This is a genomic window from Bartonella sp. SL317 (assembly GCF_059687655.1).
In genome coordinates, this window is record NZ_CM185144.1 from 2,036,635 (window position 1) to 2,053,151 (window position 16,517).

12 protein-coding genes, 4 tRNA genes and 2 pseudogenes are annotated in these 16,517 nt (G+C 34.7%); 7 read left to right on the forward strand and 11 right to left on the reverse strand.

Translation table 11 applies throughout. The annotated features are described in order from the left end of the window. Positions 1-86 precede the first annotated feature (86 nt). The gene (locus AC6ER9_RS08565) at positions 87-452 is read right to left on the reverse strand and encodes an iron-sulfur cluster assembly accessory protein (RefSeq protein ID WP_497074300.1); all 366 of its coding nucleotides are present in this window, start codon (positions 450-452) and stop codon (positions 87-89) included. A gap of 598 nt (positions 453-1,050) precedes the next feature. On the opposite strand from AC6ER9_RS08565, the gene AC6ER9_RS08570 reads away from it, so the two are divergent. Next, positions 1,051-1,127 (forward strand) — tRNA-Pro (locus tag AC6ER9_RS08570). Between the two features lie 222 nt (positions 1,128-1,349). Here AC6ER9_RS08570 and AC6ER9_RS08575 read toward each other — a convergent pair. Beyond that, positions 1,350-1,817 carry an Hsp20 family protein gene (locus AC6ER9_RS08575; protein ID WP_497074301.1) on the reverse strand — a complete coding sequence of 156 codons (468 nt, stop codon included), beginning with the start codon at positions 1,815-1,817 and terminating at the stop codon, positions 1,350-1,352. A 284-nt stretch (positions 1,818-2,101) separates the two neighbouring features. On the opposite strand from AC6ER9_RS08575, the gene AC6ER9_RS08580 reads away from it, so the two are divergent. Continuing rightward, positions 2,102-3,019, forward strand: coding sequence for a serine aminopeptidase domain-containing protein (locus AC6ER9_RS08580; protein ID WP_497074302.1), 918 nt, complete (start codon positions 2,102-2,104; stop codon positions 3,017-3,019). A gap of 445 nt (positions 3,020-3,464) precedes the next feature. Here the strand turns inward: AC6ER9_RS08580 and AC6ER9_RS08585 are convergent, their stop codons facing one another. Then, positions 3,465-3,632, reverse strand: coding sequence for a hypothetical protein (locus AC6ER9_RS08585; RefSeq protein WP_497074303.1), 168 nt, complete (start codon positions 3,630-3,632; stop codon positions 3,465-3,467). 611 nt (positions 3,633-4,243) lie between these two features. On the opposite strand from AC6ER9_RS08585, the gene cpdR reads away from it, so the two are divergent. Both cpdR and AC6ER9_RS08595 read left to right on the forward strand, forming a co-directional pair. Next, entirely contained in the window at positions 4,244-4,606 is a 363-nt protein-coding gene (gene cpdR, locus AC6ER9_RS08590) for a cell cycle two-component system response regulator CpdR (RefSeq protein ID WP_005773448.1), read from the forward strand. Between the two features lie 98 nt (positions 4,607-4,704). Continuing rightward, a tRNA-Val gene (locus AC6ER9_RS08595) sits at positions 4,705-4,779 on the forward strand. A 1,589-nt stretch (positions 4,780-6,368) separates the two neighbouring features. Here AC6ER9_RS08595 and AC6ER9_RS08600 read toward each other — a convergent pair. From AC6ER9_RS08600 to AC6ER9_RS08625, 6 genes and pseudogenes are all read right to left on the reverse strand, one after another. Beyond that, positions 6,369-6,445 (reverse strand) — tRNA-Arg (locus tag AC6ER9_RS08600). A gap of 40 nt (positions 6,446-6,485) precedes the next feature. Then, entirely contained in the window at positions 6,486-6,791 is a 306-nt protein-coding gene (locus AC6ER9_RS08605; RefSeq protein ID WP_497074304.1) for an ETC complex I subunit, read from the reverse strand. A gap of 92 nt (positions 6,792-6,883) precedes the next feature. Further along, positions 6,884-6,960, reverse strand: a tRNA-Pro gene (locus tag AC6ER9_RS08610). A gap of 558 nt (positions 6,961-7,518) precedes the next feature. Then, positions 7,519-8,209: pseudogene (locus AC6ER9_RS08615) on the reverse strand (tyrosine-type recombinase/integrase); the annotation flags it as partial. Between the two features lie 368 nt (positions 8,210-8,577). After that, on the reverse strand, positions 8,578-9,267 hold the full coding sequence (gene hdaA, locus AC6ER9_RS08620) for a DnaA regulatory inactivator HdaA (protein WP_497074305.1): 690 nt from the start codon (positions 9,265-9,267) through the stop codon (positions 8,578-8,580). Next, positions 9,264-10,475: an AI-2E family transporter gene (locus AC6ER9_RS08625; protein WP_497074306.1), complete on the reverse strand. Its 1,212-nt coding sequence runs from the start codon at positions 10,473-10,475 to the stop codon at positions 9,264-9,266. The genes hdaA and AC6ER9_RS08625 overlap by 4 nt, the downstream gene beginning before the upstream one ends. A 161-nt stretch (positions 10,476-10,636) precedes the next feature. Between AC6ER9_RS08625 and purM the strand changes: the two genes are divergently transcribed. Both purM and purN read left to right on the forward strand, forming a co-directional pair. Continuing rightward, positions 10,637-11,746 carry a phosphoribosylformylglycinamidine cyclo-ligase gene (gene purM, locus AC6ER9_RS08630; protein WP_497074307.1) on the forward strand — a complete coding sequence of 370 codons (1,110 nt, stop codon included), beginning with the start codon at positions 10,637-10,639 and terminating at the stop codon, positions 11,744-11,746. Continuing rightward, complete coding sequence (gene purN / locus AC6ER9_RS08635; protein ID WP_497074308.1) at positions 11,743-12,354, forward strand: phosphoribosylglycinamide formyltransferase; 612 nt, start codon at positions 11,743-11,745, stop codon at positions 12,352-12,354. The genes purM and purN overlap by 4 nt, the downstream gene beginning before the upstream one ends. A gap of 242 nt (positions 12,355-12,596) precedes the next feature. Here the strand turns inward: purN and AC6ER9_RS08640 are convergent. Beyond that, positions 12,597-15,133, reverse strand: a pseudogene (locus AC6ER9_RS08640) (response regulator). 211 nt (positions 15,134-15,344) lie between these two features. Here AC6ER9_RS08640 and AC6ER9_RS08645 point away from each other — a divergent pair. Next, complete coding sequence (locus AC6ER9_RS08645) at positions 15,345-15,821, forward strand: flagellar biosynthetic protein FliO (RefSeq protein WP_497074309.1); 477 nt, start codon at positions 15,345-15,347, stop codon at positions 15,819-15,821. A gap of 51 nt (positions 15,822-15,872) precedes the next feature. Here the strand turns inward: AC6ER9_RS08645 and dksA are convergent, their stop codons facing one another. Next, positions 15,873-16,289, reverse strand: a complete 417-nt coding sequence (gene dksA, locus AC6ER9_RS08650) for an RNA polymerase-binding protein DksA (protein ID WP_497074310.1) — start codon at positions 16,287-16,289, stop codon at positions 15,873-15,875. Positions 16,290-16,517 lie beyond the last annotated feature (228 nt).

Genomic DNA, 16,517 nt, shown 5'->3' on the forward strand with positions numbered 1-16,517 from the left:
AAAATTAGACTTTTTCTATCAAAAAGAACAAGTTACCCAAAATCACTCAATAATAATTTACCTAAGCTTGGATAATTTCACGAAATTCAATTTGTTTTATATTGCTCCTGCGTAGCAGGACGAAGTTCAACCGACTCGCCACAGCCACATGCTGACACTTGATTAGGATTTTTAAAAACAAAACCAGAACGAAGTGTTGTTACTTCATAATCCATCTGTGTGCCTAATAAAAACAATACTGCATCACGCGCTATAAAAACACGAGCACCATTTACTTCAACCACATCCGCCTCTATCCCCTCTTCTTTAACGAGAGTAATTGTATATTCCATTCCTGCACAACCGCCTTTTTTGATCCCAATAAGAATACCTCGTGCATCTTTTGTATCCATAATCGCTTTAACACGATTTACAGCTGCTTCTGTCAAATTTATTACCGAAAAACGGCTCATTGTTTACTCTTTTCTTGGTTTAATGAATACTTTAAACATTTTTTCTCTACCATATTCTATCTGGTCCTTTAGAAAAAAAACAACAAGACATAAATTAAAACATCTTAACCTTTTTATTGGCATAAAAAAGCATCCCCCTAAAATGAGATTCTTGAGTGTACAAGAGAGAATTTATAATTTTTTGTCCACATAAAACACAAAATGCTTCTCCTATAAAAACTCTAAACAAAAGAAAATGTTTCAATCATATATTCGCTTCTATCTTTTTGAAACTATTTATTTTTTATGAGTGAATAAATATATCTCCCGCACTTAATTATTGCTCCTCCTTTTTCAATATCCCTAAAGTTACAAATCTTATCCCTTCATAATCTGCAAAAAGAGTTAAATCATAGATCTATTAACTATAATAGCTAACGATTTAGTGATAACAAAAAGCTTTACAGATTCATTGCTTATTTTGAACAAATAACAATATATTGATATGCAAAATTTTTTTACTTTCAAAAGCTATAGGCCTTAAGAGCATTTTATATTTTATTCTGTTTATTTTTTCTCTTGCCTTTAAAGAAACAGTCATTTAATCGTTACACGAACTCGGAGCGTAGCGCAGCTTGGTAGCGCACTTGACTGGGGGTCAAGGGGTCGTGGGTTCAAATCCCGCCGCTCCGACCATTCTTAAAGCGCTATAAAATATAAGCTTATTTAGGATTTTTCATTTCAATTGCACATATATGATTTTTTTAGTCAAGGTAGAATCGTGCAATAATGTTTTTATCATCAATTTGAGAAAAACTTTTTTTATAAGAACACAAGAAACGCGAGATTTTTGCCTCGCGTTATTTTATTCTTTAAAAAACTTATAATTATTCGGTTCTGATATTCTCTAACCTTGCTTTACGCAACAATGTCGCTGCTATCATTTTTGGTAGCGGGTGGAGACATCTGTACGGTTATCTTTTTGGGTTTTAATTCAGCAGGCGTTTCTCTTCTAAGCTGAATATGAAGAAGCCCGTCTCCAAGTTCTGCTCCAATAACCTTCACATGGTCAGCCAAATGAAAACGCCGTTCAAAAGCACGTGAAGCAATACCGCGATAAAGAAATTCTCGTTCTTCATCATTCTTCTCAGGCTTTCTATCTCCCTTAACAATTAGCTGATTACAATGCGTTTCAATATCAATTTCATCTTGAGAAAAACCAGCAACAGCCATAGAAATTCTATAAGAATCTTCAGTTAAACGTTCAATATTATAAGGGGGATAGGAAGAAATTTCTTCTGGTTGTGTCCTTGAATCAAACCAATTTAAAAGATGATCAAAACCTACTGTAGAACGATAAAATGGTGAAAAGTCTACTTGACGCATAACACTGCCCTCCTCTAGAGCGACTATAATTTATATTTGATTCACAAAGCTCCCAAATGGCAAACTTACCTGTGAACCCGCGGCCCCATCATGGCAACCACATTATATTATCTGGTAATTGTCTTTTCTTATTTCAACTCTTCTTTTGTACCTAAATTGATAAAAACGATCTAAAAAACAATATCCCCCCTTTCTTAATCCTTTTTCATCATTACATAAATATCACAAAGTCCTCTTGTTATCTCACCTTGCACTGAGCGGCAAATAACCTTAAAGGATTTCAATTGAAAACACCTCTTACCCCCATAGATGAGGATTCCACTCCTACCAATATCCATCATGGTACCCTTAAAATAGTTGCGGATCGCGAAATTCGTTTTGCGATAACATATCCTGAAGCGGAAAAGTCTAAGGGAACAATTGTTATTCTCGAAAATAACACAAATGTTTTAGAGTCATATTTATTAACCATAAATGAAATAGCTAAACGAGGGTTTCATACAGCAATATTTGACTGGTTTAATCCCCAAAAAACATCCTTCAAAACACGGAAAAAAAACCGACATTATTACTTTGATATAAATAATGATATTAATGACTTATATGAATTTCTTAAAAATGTTGTTTATCATAATTGTCCACCACCTTACTCTATGCTCACCTATGGTATGGGTGGACTAACAGCACTTAGCGGATTAGATTTTATTAATCATCAGTTTAATAGACTGCTCTGTGTTTCTCCTCTTTTTGCTCCATTCGGTAATAAAACAAATGGTTTTCAACATCAACTAACACAATTTCTTTCTGATATAGGTCTTGGTTTCATCCCCGCAAAAAGTGATAAAAAATTAAAAAAAATAAAACAAAAAGATATACAATTGGAACACACGCCTCAAGGATTATTCCCTTCCATTAAGCCCCCAACATCCCGATGGATGGCATCGGTATTTGATGCAATTGATTCTGTAAAGAAAAATATACGTCACGGACATTTACAAATTCCAACACTCTTTATTCTCGCCAATCAAAATAATCTTGCTAATAACATTGAAGTACGGCAATTATGCCAACACACACGCCTGACAGAAAGTATTACCATTACAGGCGCTGAACTTGATACAATTATGCATAACGAAGATTATAAAAAACAGTTTTGGGCTGCATTTGATGCATTTATCCCTGATAATGTCTCTGTAAAATAACAGCAGATTTTAGTTTCTGCTCAGCCCTATCCAAAACGAAGATTTCTACGAATAACGTTAATCTATGGATACTTCTTATATAATGAATTCCTTTTTTTAATTATGAATATGAATCATTTAATAGACTCTAAAAATAGGCCATAATTTAAATATTTATAAAGTTCTTTAACAATATATACTAAAGTATATTGTTATTTATCATAACATAACTTAATAATATAAATATATTTTAAATATAGCTTTTATTAATAAAATAAAGATGATAAAATTATCTTAACAAAACACTATAAATTTTTCTAAATAAAACTTCAAAAGACCCTTTTTTATTTATTGTATTGCAATTTTATACTTTTATTTTAAAGAGACATTTCTTAGCGATTCCATTCTATTTTATGACGGTGCCTATGAAGTAGTATATAGGGTGCCTCATTAAGCACAACTATCTTTACGCTTGTAAAGGAAGAGGCAGGCATCCATCATTATACTTTAGAAATTCCACCAATGTTGTCACATCGCTCTTAGCTACTTGAGACGCTTGCAAAGAAGCAAGCGCCATCACACTATTTTCCAGCACCCAATGTTGCGACAGACCTTGGCACTTAAGACGGTTCATGAGAATCATATTTATTATATAAATTTTATCCACATATTCATCCCGCTCGTTATGTGCAAGCAAGTGCTTTTGATTGATTCAATATAGATCGGTTCAAAATGAAAAGGTCTTATGATATTTGGGATTCTTAATTAAACATACAAAAAATGAATTATCTTTATAAATCGGTATATTAGCATTTAAGAAAAATATCCTAAAAACAAACTTCGTTTATAACTTTATTTACACGTTTCTATAAAACACAAATGATTATAAACATTCTATTTTGTGGTAGAGATTTTAAAAAACAATAAATTAACATAATATTCTTCTACTTTCCCAATATGGATAGTCCTGCCGCATTGATTTTTATACGTTTTTTAATAGAGTTCTGATAAGAGTAAAAAAGTTTACAAGAAAAAACAACGGTGAATTATCTTTAAAAAATCACATACATTTCGAATTTAACCAACTCACAACGAATATGCTGTATCCTAAATAAGAATGTAAGAATTAACCATTTTGCCATTCATTTCAATTATGAGCATTTTACTATCTTTTTTATAAATACTCTATATTGTATAATCGATGCGGCAAAAAACTCTGACAAATGGAGCCATTGGAACATAATCATGAAACGAATCCTGCTCGCAGAAGATGATAACGATATGCGTCGCTTTCTTGTAAAAGCCCTAGAACGTGCAGGCTACGAAGTTGCCGACTTCGATAATGGTATTAGCGCCTATGAACGTTTACAAGAAGAACCATTTTCTCTTCTCCTGACTGACATTGTGATGCCAGAAATGGACGGAATCGAACTTGCACGGCGCGCGACTGAGATTGACCCTGACTTACGAGTAATGTTCATTACAGGTTTTGCAGCGGTTGCACTCAATTCAAATAGTGATGCCCCTCCTGATGCAAAAGTACTGTCTAAACCATTTCACTTACGTGAACTCGTCAATGAGGTTGAAAAGATCCTTATCGCTGCTTAAAAAGATGCTTTTTTAAGTTATTTTCATCTGTTGTAAGAAAAAATGAAATTAAGCATTGACGTTTGTCGTTCTATATGGTGTATCCAACATCGGTGAATGGGCGTGTAGCTCAGCGGGAGAGCACTACGTTGACATCGTAGGGGTCACAGGTTCAATCCCTGTCACGCCCACCATTCGGCTTTTAGTATAAATAACTTATTAATTTTTCATGTGTTTTTAGAGGTTAGGGATACATGAATAAAAGTAAGGGAATGAAATTTTGCAATATGCCTCGATAAAAACATGCTCTACAGAATATTTCTAATATTTTTTTAAGTTCTGATAACACCTTATGGAATAAATTATCTAAAGGCGTTGTAAGCGCATTAACAGTTTCCATTGCAACGAATTAGGAAGTTTCATTGTAAAACTGTAAAATTTCTTTCAACAAACGTCGACTTTTTTCTAAAAAACATTGTTTGTCTTTTGATCCATTCCCCAATTTTATGATTCTTTCTTCTCTACTGACGTACACCTGCTCTCAAAATAGCTAGGAGATATAATAACAGTTTTATCGATGCATAAAACACTTGGTTTTTAGAGCAGTATTTTAAGCTTACCAATGACAGGATCATAAAATATTAAAAAGAGTAAAAAACACGATAAAGGAAATTTTTCTTTGATCAAGATATTGATTTATAAAAAATATTTTGTTTTTTAATATGCTGAATGAGAAGTCTGGATATTATAACATTCTCTCATTTCTAACCTCTCCCCATGTTGAATCACTTTCTTGTACGTCACAAGAAGAATTGACATGTGAATAAAAATTGTACTGGAAGGCACTAAAATATCTATAATGATCTGAAGAGCTAAAGTTTATCGCAACATTGATGGCTAGAAAATAATATACAATCTATCTGCTTGTTCCTGTATAAAGCGTAAAGATGATGGTATTTTATGGAATTCAGTATTATACTATTCACCAAGCGTCAACGTGAAATGGATTTTTTGAGGCTTTAAAGGCTATCTCTTTAAAACAAATACATAAACTATGCCACTCTATTCTTTGTACGATATCCTATTGAAACAATGATCGCCTTAAATCATATGCGTTTAGAACATCAGACCTTATCCGCATAGCACTTTACTACCAGCGTTATTCCATACTAAAATAGTTTTCGCATAGAGCAAAAACTATAAAGAAATAAGAAAAAATATTTAAAAATATAAATGTAAAATCTAAAAACTGCTCCCTAAGATACCATCCATTTTCATTCACAATTCAAATAGAATATGTAACATTACTGAAATTTATAGCCCTACTCTGAGCAAAAGTAACAAACACATTAAATCAGATTGGTAATAAGTGTATCTCATTGAAAAAAACAATATTTTATTTAGGTGGCACACACAGCATCTTTTTATGCAAAAATGTCATAACGCGCTATAAGGCATAGTTTTCATTACAGAAAAAACCTCCCCATTCTTTTAAAGGATGTTGTTCCTAAACGCTCATCATAAATAGAGAGCATTTTGATTCTTGAATGTTTCGTAAAACACTTCTGAATGGAAATCATCATACCTTTTATCTCATCAGAATCAATTTTACCAAAGATCATACTGAAAAACGCCATAATATTATTCATTAAAAAAATGAAAAGAAGCGCGTAAAAGAAAGTTTTGGCAGTCTGTTTTGTAAAGCATGAAATGCAACAAACATTAAAAGAATCAGCAATGCTTAAAAAACTAAACTTTTGTAGCCTGTTGATACTTTTTAATATGGTGATCCCGACAGGATTCGAACCTGTGACCCACGGCTTAGAAGGCCGTTGCTCTATCCAGCTGAGCTACGGGACCCAACTGATTATTTTCTCAATTTAAAACAGCAACTTTCAATTCAATGTGTCCATGGTTGCTGCCGATCACTGCGAAAATTATCAGAATAAGAAACAGTACGTCGAATCGACATGTGTGTTTTTTCTACGCGATAAGGAATAGCATTTTTGCGTGCAAAAGCAATTGCTTCTTCCTTCCTATTAAATCGTATTTTTACTTGATTATTCATATCAGAAGTTGCTGTATAGCCCATAAGAGGCTCTAGCATTTTTGCTTTCACCGGCTCATACTCTAGAATCCAAAAGCCTGCATTTCCCTTACCGGACTGCATAGCTGTTTTAGCAGGACTATAAATACGTGCGATCATGTCTTTTCCCTTCAGATTACACAACGCTTGAATGATCTTTTCTCACCACACGCACCCAACAGGATCATTTTCATACACTGCATCAAATACCATGGTCGGAGCGATAGGATTCGAACCTACGACCCCCTGATCCCAAATCAGGTGCGCTACCAAGCTGCGCTACGCTCCGCCATTTGAATTTACTTGCATGCATGCTTCCTAAAATTTTCACAACAGAAGTGCAAGAGCAAAAACACACTTTTTTCAATTTTGTTGTATTTCTTTACAAAAAAAAAACGTTTTTAAAATTTTTCCTACTCAATAACATATTTTATTGACGAAAATAGAAAATAATCGCCGTAAAAATCCAATCGATATAAAAAATAATAAACGCCTCTATAAAGAGGCCACAATTCTCTTCTGTTATAAGTAAACTCCCACTGCATAAGTTCTAAAGATATAATTTTTTAAAAAACAACTTAAATATTACAAAAAACTTTGCAAAAGAAATATAATGTCTCTATGATATTCATAAAAATCCAGCTGGATTAAGCTTCTTTCCCCTCTTTTTTATATTTCCCAAGAATAAAAAACTCTAATTTTTCCGTTCACCTTAAGAGAGCGCATGCTGCTATAAATCCAAGTCCATAAACAATAAACATTGCTTTAAACCATAAGCGTTTCATTGTAAATTGAAGTAAACAGCTCTTTTTAGAAACATTTTTATATACAAAAATATATAGCTTCCAAGTTGTGTTAGGATTATTGTTTGGCACAGTGTTTGATAAAAGGCAGTGACGTCTTTCCAATCCATTGCCGACATCTTTTGCGTTTTATGGCGTTGCTTGCCTAAAAGAGCACATGCTTTTTCTGTTGCTTATAAATCAACATCCAATCCCAAAGCAGCCGCATATTTGAGACAAGTATTAAGACGGACAAGAACTCTATTAGTTGTTGCAGCTTTTGTATGCCAAATAGGGGCAAGGGTATCACGTATGTCTGTTTGTGTAATTTCTGTAACAAGAAAACAACCTAATTTAGGGAGAATATGAAGGCATAATGGTAAAAACCAATATCCATCTTTACCGTCATCTTTTAATTCAACTTTACAACTTTCAAAAGCATCCAACGCGATATCTTTTAAATAATGGAGATTACTTATTGCCTCACGCTTTTGTTTATTGCGTTCTTTAATAGGGTCACGACCTTCACGTAAAACGGAGCGCCATTGGTTTGCACATTCACGGACTTGTTTTAAAGAAACGTCTCTTAAAGCAGCCAAGCCCATTTCACGACGGTGACCATGAATGGTATAACGGTAAAGCCATTGAACACCCCCATCTTTACGTTTGTGAAAAAGCAAGCCGGCACCATCGTTATATTTGCCGCCCCCAATGTTGCGATAGACCTTGGCACATAAGATAGTTCATAAGAATCATTCTAGTTCTTTCTTATATAGTTTCATCCACATAGCCCACCCGCTTGTGACGTACAAACAAGAGATTTTGATTGATTCAAGATAAACAGATTTGAATGAGAGAATCTTGCGTTATCGTTATTCAAGGATCTAACTCAAATTCAATAAAGTTAAATTACCATTATAAATCAATATCTTATAAGTTTCAAAAAGAATATTCATCCAATAAAATCTCAAAGCCAATTAAAAGAAATGCATAAATAAAGTGAAAAATAATATTTTTTTACTCTTAATTGATAATAAAAAAGCAGAAAATTTAAATGACTTGTCTTTCCTCATATTCAAAAAATAATAAAACGAAAGGAGATGTAAAACCGTGATAAGGAGTGTTTATATTTTTTTTCTATTCAAAACTTCAGCAATCACAGCGCGCGTTATTTTTCTTTTTCTTTGCAACGCTAACTGATCAACAGAATCAATAATATTCTTCAATGAAAATAAAGAACGTTCACAACGGCTAATAAGATAATAAACCGTATCTGGATGCACGATGAGCTGCCTATCGGAAAAAAGCTTAAAGGCAACAGCTGTTAACAATGCATCATCAGGCTGATTAATTTCAACGAACATCACCGAATTAAAACGACTTTTTAGATCATTTAACTTCAAATTCCAAGTAGAAGGAAGTGTTTGTGCCGTCATCAATAAAGTAGCTTTTCGTGCATTAACATTTGCTTGCTTAACGCTGTTAATTAAATGAAAAAGTTCTGTTTCATTAATTTCACCAGTATCAATATCCTCTATTAAAAATGATCTACCTAAAGAAGCCTTCGCAACAGCTTGATCAATTTCATTGTGCTGAATCCTAAATGCATTTGCTTTTTGGAGCCATATACTCGAAAAATGCGTTTTTCCAGATCCTTCTTTTCCAACCAAAACTGCAATAGGTAAGCTCCAATTTGGCCAGTGATCAATAAGCTGAAAAGCCATACGATTGCTTTGCGTTACCACTAAGTCATCGAATTGAAAAATCGGCTTATAAGGAAAATTTAAAGATAATTGCGTTTCACGCCCATTCATTTTAGCGGCTCCGAATTTCCACTTTGCGAATACATCTGAGAACTAAGATAAGTATGGAGAGCAAAACGAACTAAAACGCCAATAGCTGCTGCCGCAGGAACAGCAACAAGCATACCAGTAAAACCAAAGAGTGAAGAAAAAGCAAAAAGTGAAAACATCAACCATACGGGATGTAGCCCTACTGATGAACCTACAAGTTTTGGTTGAAGGATATACCCCTCAATAAACTGACCAATTAAGAAAAGTGCCATCACAACGATGATTCCACCCCAATTATTGGGATAAAACTGGACCCATGCAATACCAACAGAAAGAACTAAACCACTCATTGTACCAATATAAGGGATAAAGCTAATAAGACCAATCAACATACCAATCAAAAGACCAAAGTTGAGTCCTGCGACTGTTAAACCAATAGCGTAATACCCCCCCAATATGAGACAAACGGTTCCTTGTCCACGAACAAATCCTGCAATAGCTCTATCCATTTCATGAAAAATACTACGAACAGTTTCAAGATGATCACGCGGTATCAACGAATCAATTGCTGTAACCATACGTGGCCAATCTAATAACATATAAAACGCCACCACAGGCGCGACAACAAATAGGCTAATAATATTAACAATAGACTTTCCTGACTTTAAAAGTGAATTCAAAAGAGATGTAATAAGATCAGAACCTTCTCCTAAAAATCCTTTAATATTACGCCGTAATTCATTTGGATCACTTCCAAAATAACGTCTGATCCAATCAAAATCATGCTCAACAAAAAAAGTTTGAATACGATTAATATAAACAGGTAAGCCATCACTCACAAATTGCTGTATTTGCCAACTAATAATAGGAATCAAAATAATTAAAGCAGCAACAAAGATAATAACAATAAATAAAGTAATGAGGACAGTAGCAAACACACGATGAAGACCAAATTTTTCAAGGAGTTGAACAATAGGATTAAGAAAATAAGCCAACACAATTCCTGCAACAAAAGGAAGCAAAATTGATCCAAAAATAAACATAAAAAGTATGAAAAAAATCAGTGTCCCCAGCCAAAAAAAGATTTGTCTTTTCATATTATTGGGCACCGGTAATTGAGTATATGCGGGTATATAAGTTTTATAACGGTCACGGAATGTATTCTCGCTCACTTTCTTTTTCATCAGCTTCCAAGAAGACTGTCCGTGATTATCTGATATCTTGCTCATAAAATATCCTAAAAAAAAATTCTTCACAAAAATTATAAACATCTTCAAAATAAGGTACAAGAAAAGTTGCTTACTTTCTTATTAATATCTCTTGCAGAGAAAACTCTATCATGGCATTGCATAACGTCAAAACCTGATTTTCCATTACAAGGAAGGCTCCAATGAGCAATCAAGATCTTACAAATAATAAAACCAAGGCTGGGGATAAATCAAAAGTTGGTCTCACCTACGCAAAAGCCGGTGTCAACATCGATATGGGTAATGCTATGGTAGAAAAAATTAAACCCTTTATACGCGCAACAAAACGAGCCGGAGCAGATGCAGAAATTGGCGGTTTTGGTGGCCTTTTTGATCTAAAAGCAGCGGGCTTCACAGATCCTATCCTTGTTGCAGCCAATGACGGTGTGGGAACAAAATTAAAAATTGCCATTGAAGTGGGTATCCATAACACTGTAGGTATTGACCTAGTAGCTATGTGTGTCAATGATTTACTTGTACAAGGGGCAGAACCTCTCTTTTTTCTGGATTATTTTGCTACTGGAAAGCTTGACCCTGAACAAGGTGCCGCAATCGTTTCTGGTATTGCAGAGGGATGTAAACAAGCCGGCGCTGCTCTTATTGGGGGAGAAACTGCAGAAATGCCAGGAATGTATGCAGAGGGAGATTATGATCTAGCAGGTTTTGCTGTAGGAGCGTGTGAACGCAGTGCGCTACTCCCTTCAAAGAACCTGACTGAAGGCGATATTATCTTAGGTCTAAGCGCCTCTGGAATTCATTCCAATGGCTTTTCGCTTGTTCGACGAATCATCCAGCAAAATTGTTTCAAATGGGATGACCCTGCCCCTTTTTCCCAAAAAAACAGTCTTGGTACAGAATTTTTGACACCAACGCGCATTTATGTGAAATCGCTTCTTCCTATCATGCGAGAATACGAAGGAATTAAAGCTCTAGCGCATATTACGGGTGGAGGTTTTCCTGAAAATATTCCACGTGTCGTTCCCTCTTCTCTCTGCGCTGAAATTAACCTTTCTACCATCAAGGTTCCCTCCGTCTTTTCATGGATTGCCAAACAAGGTAAAATAGAAGAAACAGAAATGTTACGAACATTCAATTGTGGTATTGGCATGATCATTATCGTAGCACAACGTGTCGCTGAGAAAATTATACAAGCTCTTGAAAAAAATGGAGAGACTGTAACTCCCCTTGGCATTTTAACAAAACGTCAAGATCAAAATAAAGGAATACTTTATAAAGGAGTGCTGCATTTATGAGAAAACAAATTGTCGTTTTCATTTCTGGGAATGGATCCAATATGGTTGCCCTTTCTCAAGCAACTCAGCAAAAAGGATATCCGGCTGAAATCGTTGCGGTTATTTGCGATAATCCACGTGCAAATGGTATTGAAAAAGCACAACATCATAACTTACCTGTTCATATTGTTGATCGCAAAAACTACAAAACGAAAGAAGAGCATGAAGAAAGTATTTTCACGATTTTAAATCAATATAAACCGGATTTTCTCTGCTTTGCGGGGTATATGCGCCTTATCTCATCGCGTTTCGTAAAACTTTATGAGGGACGAATTTTAAACATTCACCCTTCTCTTTTACCTTCATTTAAAGGTTTAAATACACATGAAAGAGTTTTACAAGCAGGTGTAAAAATCACAGGTTGCACTGTTCATCTTGTTACAGAAGACATGGATGCTGGAAAAATCCTCGCCCAAGCAGCCGTTCCAGTCTATCCTGATGATACCACTGAAGACTTAGCACAAAGAGTTCTTAAAGCAGAGCATAAGCTCTACCCTGAAGCTTTGAAAACGTTTATTGAAGGAAAGAGAAAAATAGTTGACACGCAACAACAGCTCTTATCCTTTTGAGTAGGTAGATCAGCAATCTACAGTATTTTCCACAACACTGTACGTATCGATGACTATGAAATGTTGACAGAGGAAAGCCTATTTCTTCATAAATTTTTGCATAGAATATGAAACTTTTTTTGAAATTTAATTAAAATTCAAAATTATTCTTTTTTATTCAGTTCTCTGATATTACCACGAACTCTATTGATCAAAATACTCTCGTATTTCCCCTAAAAAATAAATGTGCTGTTTTTATTGTATTATGATGAAAGTGTTTCTTTAACTGTTATGGCTAACTGTTTGAGTGTAAAAGGTTTAGATAAAAAACCAAAAACAGCATCTTGTGGAAGATTCTTAGCAAAAGCATCTTTTGCATATCCAGAAACGAAAAGAAATTTGATATCAGGATAGAGTTTACGAACTTCCTTCAATAAAGTAGGACCATCCATTTCTGGCATCACCACATCAGAAACAATAATATCAACGGCGCTCTTTTTTCTTCAAGAATAGAAAGAGCTTCCACCCCGCTTGCCGCTTCTAAAACCGTATATCCTCTCATTTGAAGAGCCCTTACGCCTCCCATTCTGACCGCATCCTCATCTTCAACCAATAAAACAGTCGCAGATCCTGTTAGGTCTATATTTTTATCTTTCTCTTCATCTGTTTCAATCTTTTGAGAAATTTCTCCTTTTATATCTGGGATATAACGGGGCAGAAAAATATGAAATGTTGCTCCTTCTCCCTCTTTACTATCACAATAAATACATCCACCGCTCTGCTTGATAATTCCATAAACCATTGATAAACCAAGGCCTGTTCCTTTTCCAACTTCTTTGGTAGTAAAAAATGGCTCAAACATTTTTTCTTGTGTAGCAGCAGATATCCCCGTTCCTGTATCTGAAATAGTTAATTGCACATACTCACCAATTGCTAAACCAAGATGATTAAATTCAGCACTTTGTTTCTTGGTAATATTATTGGTCGCAATCGTAACAATACCTCCATCAACCATGGCATCACGCGCATTAATCACCAAATTCATAATCACACGCTGAAAAGATGCTTGATCGACTTCAACACTCCACAAATCTCTTCCATGGATAATTTTTAACTGAGTATTATTCCCCAAAAGTGGTAAAATAAGATTGCGAATGTCTGATAAAAATTCTGTAAAATCAACCTCTTCAGGTCGAAGAGTTTGCTTTCTAGAAAAAGCGAGTAATTGCTGTACAAGAGCAGCAGCACGATTTGCATTATTTTTAATATTGATCAGATCAGCATGAGCAGGATCAGAACTACGATGCGTATTCAAAAGCAGATCACATGACATTAAAATTGCTGTTAAAACATTATTAAAATCATGAGCAATACCGCCAGCCAATTGTCCAACAGCCTGCATCTTTTGACTTTGCATCATTTTATCTTCAAGCGTTTTTTGTTCGGTTGTTTCAATGACAGAGATAATAATCAAATTTTGTAGCGTATCACCATGATAGGGGGGGACAGACATAACATGGAGACGTAAATGACGTTCCTCATTCTTTTCTAAAACAGTTTCCAGAGAAACAAAATATTTTTTATTGGTCGCAATTTTTTGAAAGGCACGCTCTAACTGCCCATAATCATGACGAGAAATAACATCATAAAAATTGATAGTTTTATCCAAACATCCTGTGAGTGATGAAAAAGTATTATTCATATGGACCAATTGCCCAGCCTGATCCACCACAGCTATTGCAAAAGGACTCGCATCAAAATATTCTTCTAATATATTAGGTAGTTTTAATTGAGCGTTCTCTTCTTTTTCTATTTGCTGTGGAATGATTACAATACGATAAATAGCTTCTTCCTCTAAGAGAGAAGAAACAGATACAAAACAATGAAATATTTTCTCACCAATCGTTTGCGACTTTAAACATAATGAAAACCTATAAGGTAAAAGGTAATCTGAGTTTTGATATTTGTTGGTTTGCAAACGGATATCACTCCATGAACTCTGAGCGCCCACGCTCTCAAATAAAGAATCAAAGTGATATTGACCTACGGTAAAATTCGCTAAATCAATTGAAAACCATTCGGCAAAAACTGCATTGGCATAAAGAAGTGTACCTTGTGCATTAACGGATAAAAAACTAACAGGCGCTTGATCCAAGTGATTGATCGCCTCTTGAAGATTGGAGAAAAAAACTTCTTGGGTTTGTTGTAAATGCGAAATATCGCTAATGCGCCAAAACAAAAGCTTTTTTTCCCGCTTTGTAAGCGGTTGAACAGAAATATTATACCAAACCGATTTTTTTTGTGTAGAATCGGTAAAAATTGGTTGCTCTACTCTTAATGCTTCTTGCGCTGCAAGATTATTACAAGCTGCAGTTTTTAAGCGATAGGAAAGCGCACCCGCTCTTGGAAGATCAGCAATAACGCTATAACAAGACCCTTCAGGTTTATAAGTCAGAATTTTTTGATAGTTTTGATTAGAATAATAAACAAAACCAGAAAGATCAGAGATTACAATTGCATCATCGCTCTTATTAAAGATGCTAAAATCAAAGTCTTCATGCAACCACAATGCATGGTATCTTAAAATTCCCATTCCACTTAAAACGAGTGTTGCAACACCAATAATTGCTAGAATCAAAAAAAATGCCAGCGTAGCCTTTTGTAAATAACTTTGTGGATAAAAAAAATCTAAAATGCCCACGATGAAAAAGAAAACGAAGATAAAAGTAATACCCCAAATAGCAACTCTCCGATGAAAAGAAGATGCTAACCTTTCATTGTTCTCAAAACCTTTATTCATCTCTCTCATTGCCTCAGATTATAGTTGTTTTTATACTAAGAAATTTTTTTATATTCATTGTTAGAAAATATATACTATGATATTATCGCTTTAAGAAAGCTCACTTAGTTAAAAAGTTTATTTCTTGTCTTTAAGTAAACCTTTTAAGGGTATGTATATAAATTTGTCTCAATAAAAAATGATATTTCCATAGCAAAATGGGAGAAATTTTATGGTTAGCTGGTTATCAGACCAAATAGGTGTATCTGCTGCAAACATAACGATAAGCTTTTTATTTTTTATAATAACAATCGCAGCTATTACTATAATTGTCTTGTTTTTACGCCGTTTGAAAGCAGGAAGATTCAGCATTAACAGAAAAAAAACTCCATCAAGATTAGCATTATGTGAAGCAATTTCTATAGATCAAGCACACCGCCTTATTTTAGTTCGTTGTGATGATAAAGAACATTTGCTTCTTATTGGCGGATTAACAGACGTGGTTGTCGAATCCGATATTACAAGTACCTCCAGAATACAAAAGAAAGAAATCCCCCCCCATTCAAATCTCTCCCTCACAGAAAGAGACAATATGCTAGATAAAAACGCCTCTTCTTTTTCGAATCAAGAGGTACATGATTCAGCAATCACAGCTGAAATTGAAGGACGGCAGGAACCATCTTTATTTATCCCTACCCCTGAAAAATAAAATATACAATTTTATCACGACAAACTTTATTTGTTTATCATTTCAGTGACTTTAATCATCGCGATAAACTTTTTCACGTCGCTCGTGACGCTCTTGTGCCTCCAACGACAAAACAGCAATCGGCCGTGCCTCAAGACGCTTTAGACTAATAGGCTCGCCAGTTTCTTCGCAAAAACCATATGTCCCATTATCAATGCGCTCTAAAGCCGCATCTATTTTTGAAATAAGTTTCCTTTGACGATCACGAGCACGTAATTCGATTGTACGATCAGTTTCACAAGACGCCCTATCGGTCAAATCGGGCTGTCCCGCATTCTCTTCCTGCAAATTTTCCAAAGTCTCACGCGCTTCTTTTAAGATATCATTCTTCCAAGAAATCAACTTAGCACGAAAATACGCCCTTTGCCGCTCATTCATAAAAGGCTCATCTTCACTAGGGTGATATTGACCATCAATCTCTTCGCTCATGCAATAACAAATCTCCACATATGCTCTGTGGGATCTATATATTGTGCAATCCCCATTAACACAAGGGTAAAATGTTTTTTCATCACAATCTATAAGTGTATCTAAATACGCTATTTCGTCTTGATCGCTTTTTTGTCTAAATTAGATGCTTGATAAAAAATCATCAAAAAATGATCTTTCTCGTTTATAAAAAAATTCAAAAAAAAAGAAAATTAAAATATTAACGCC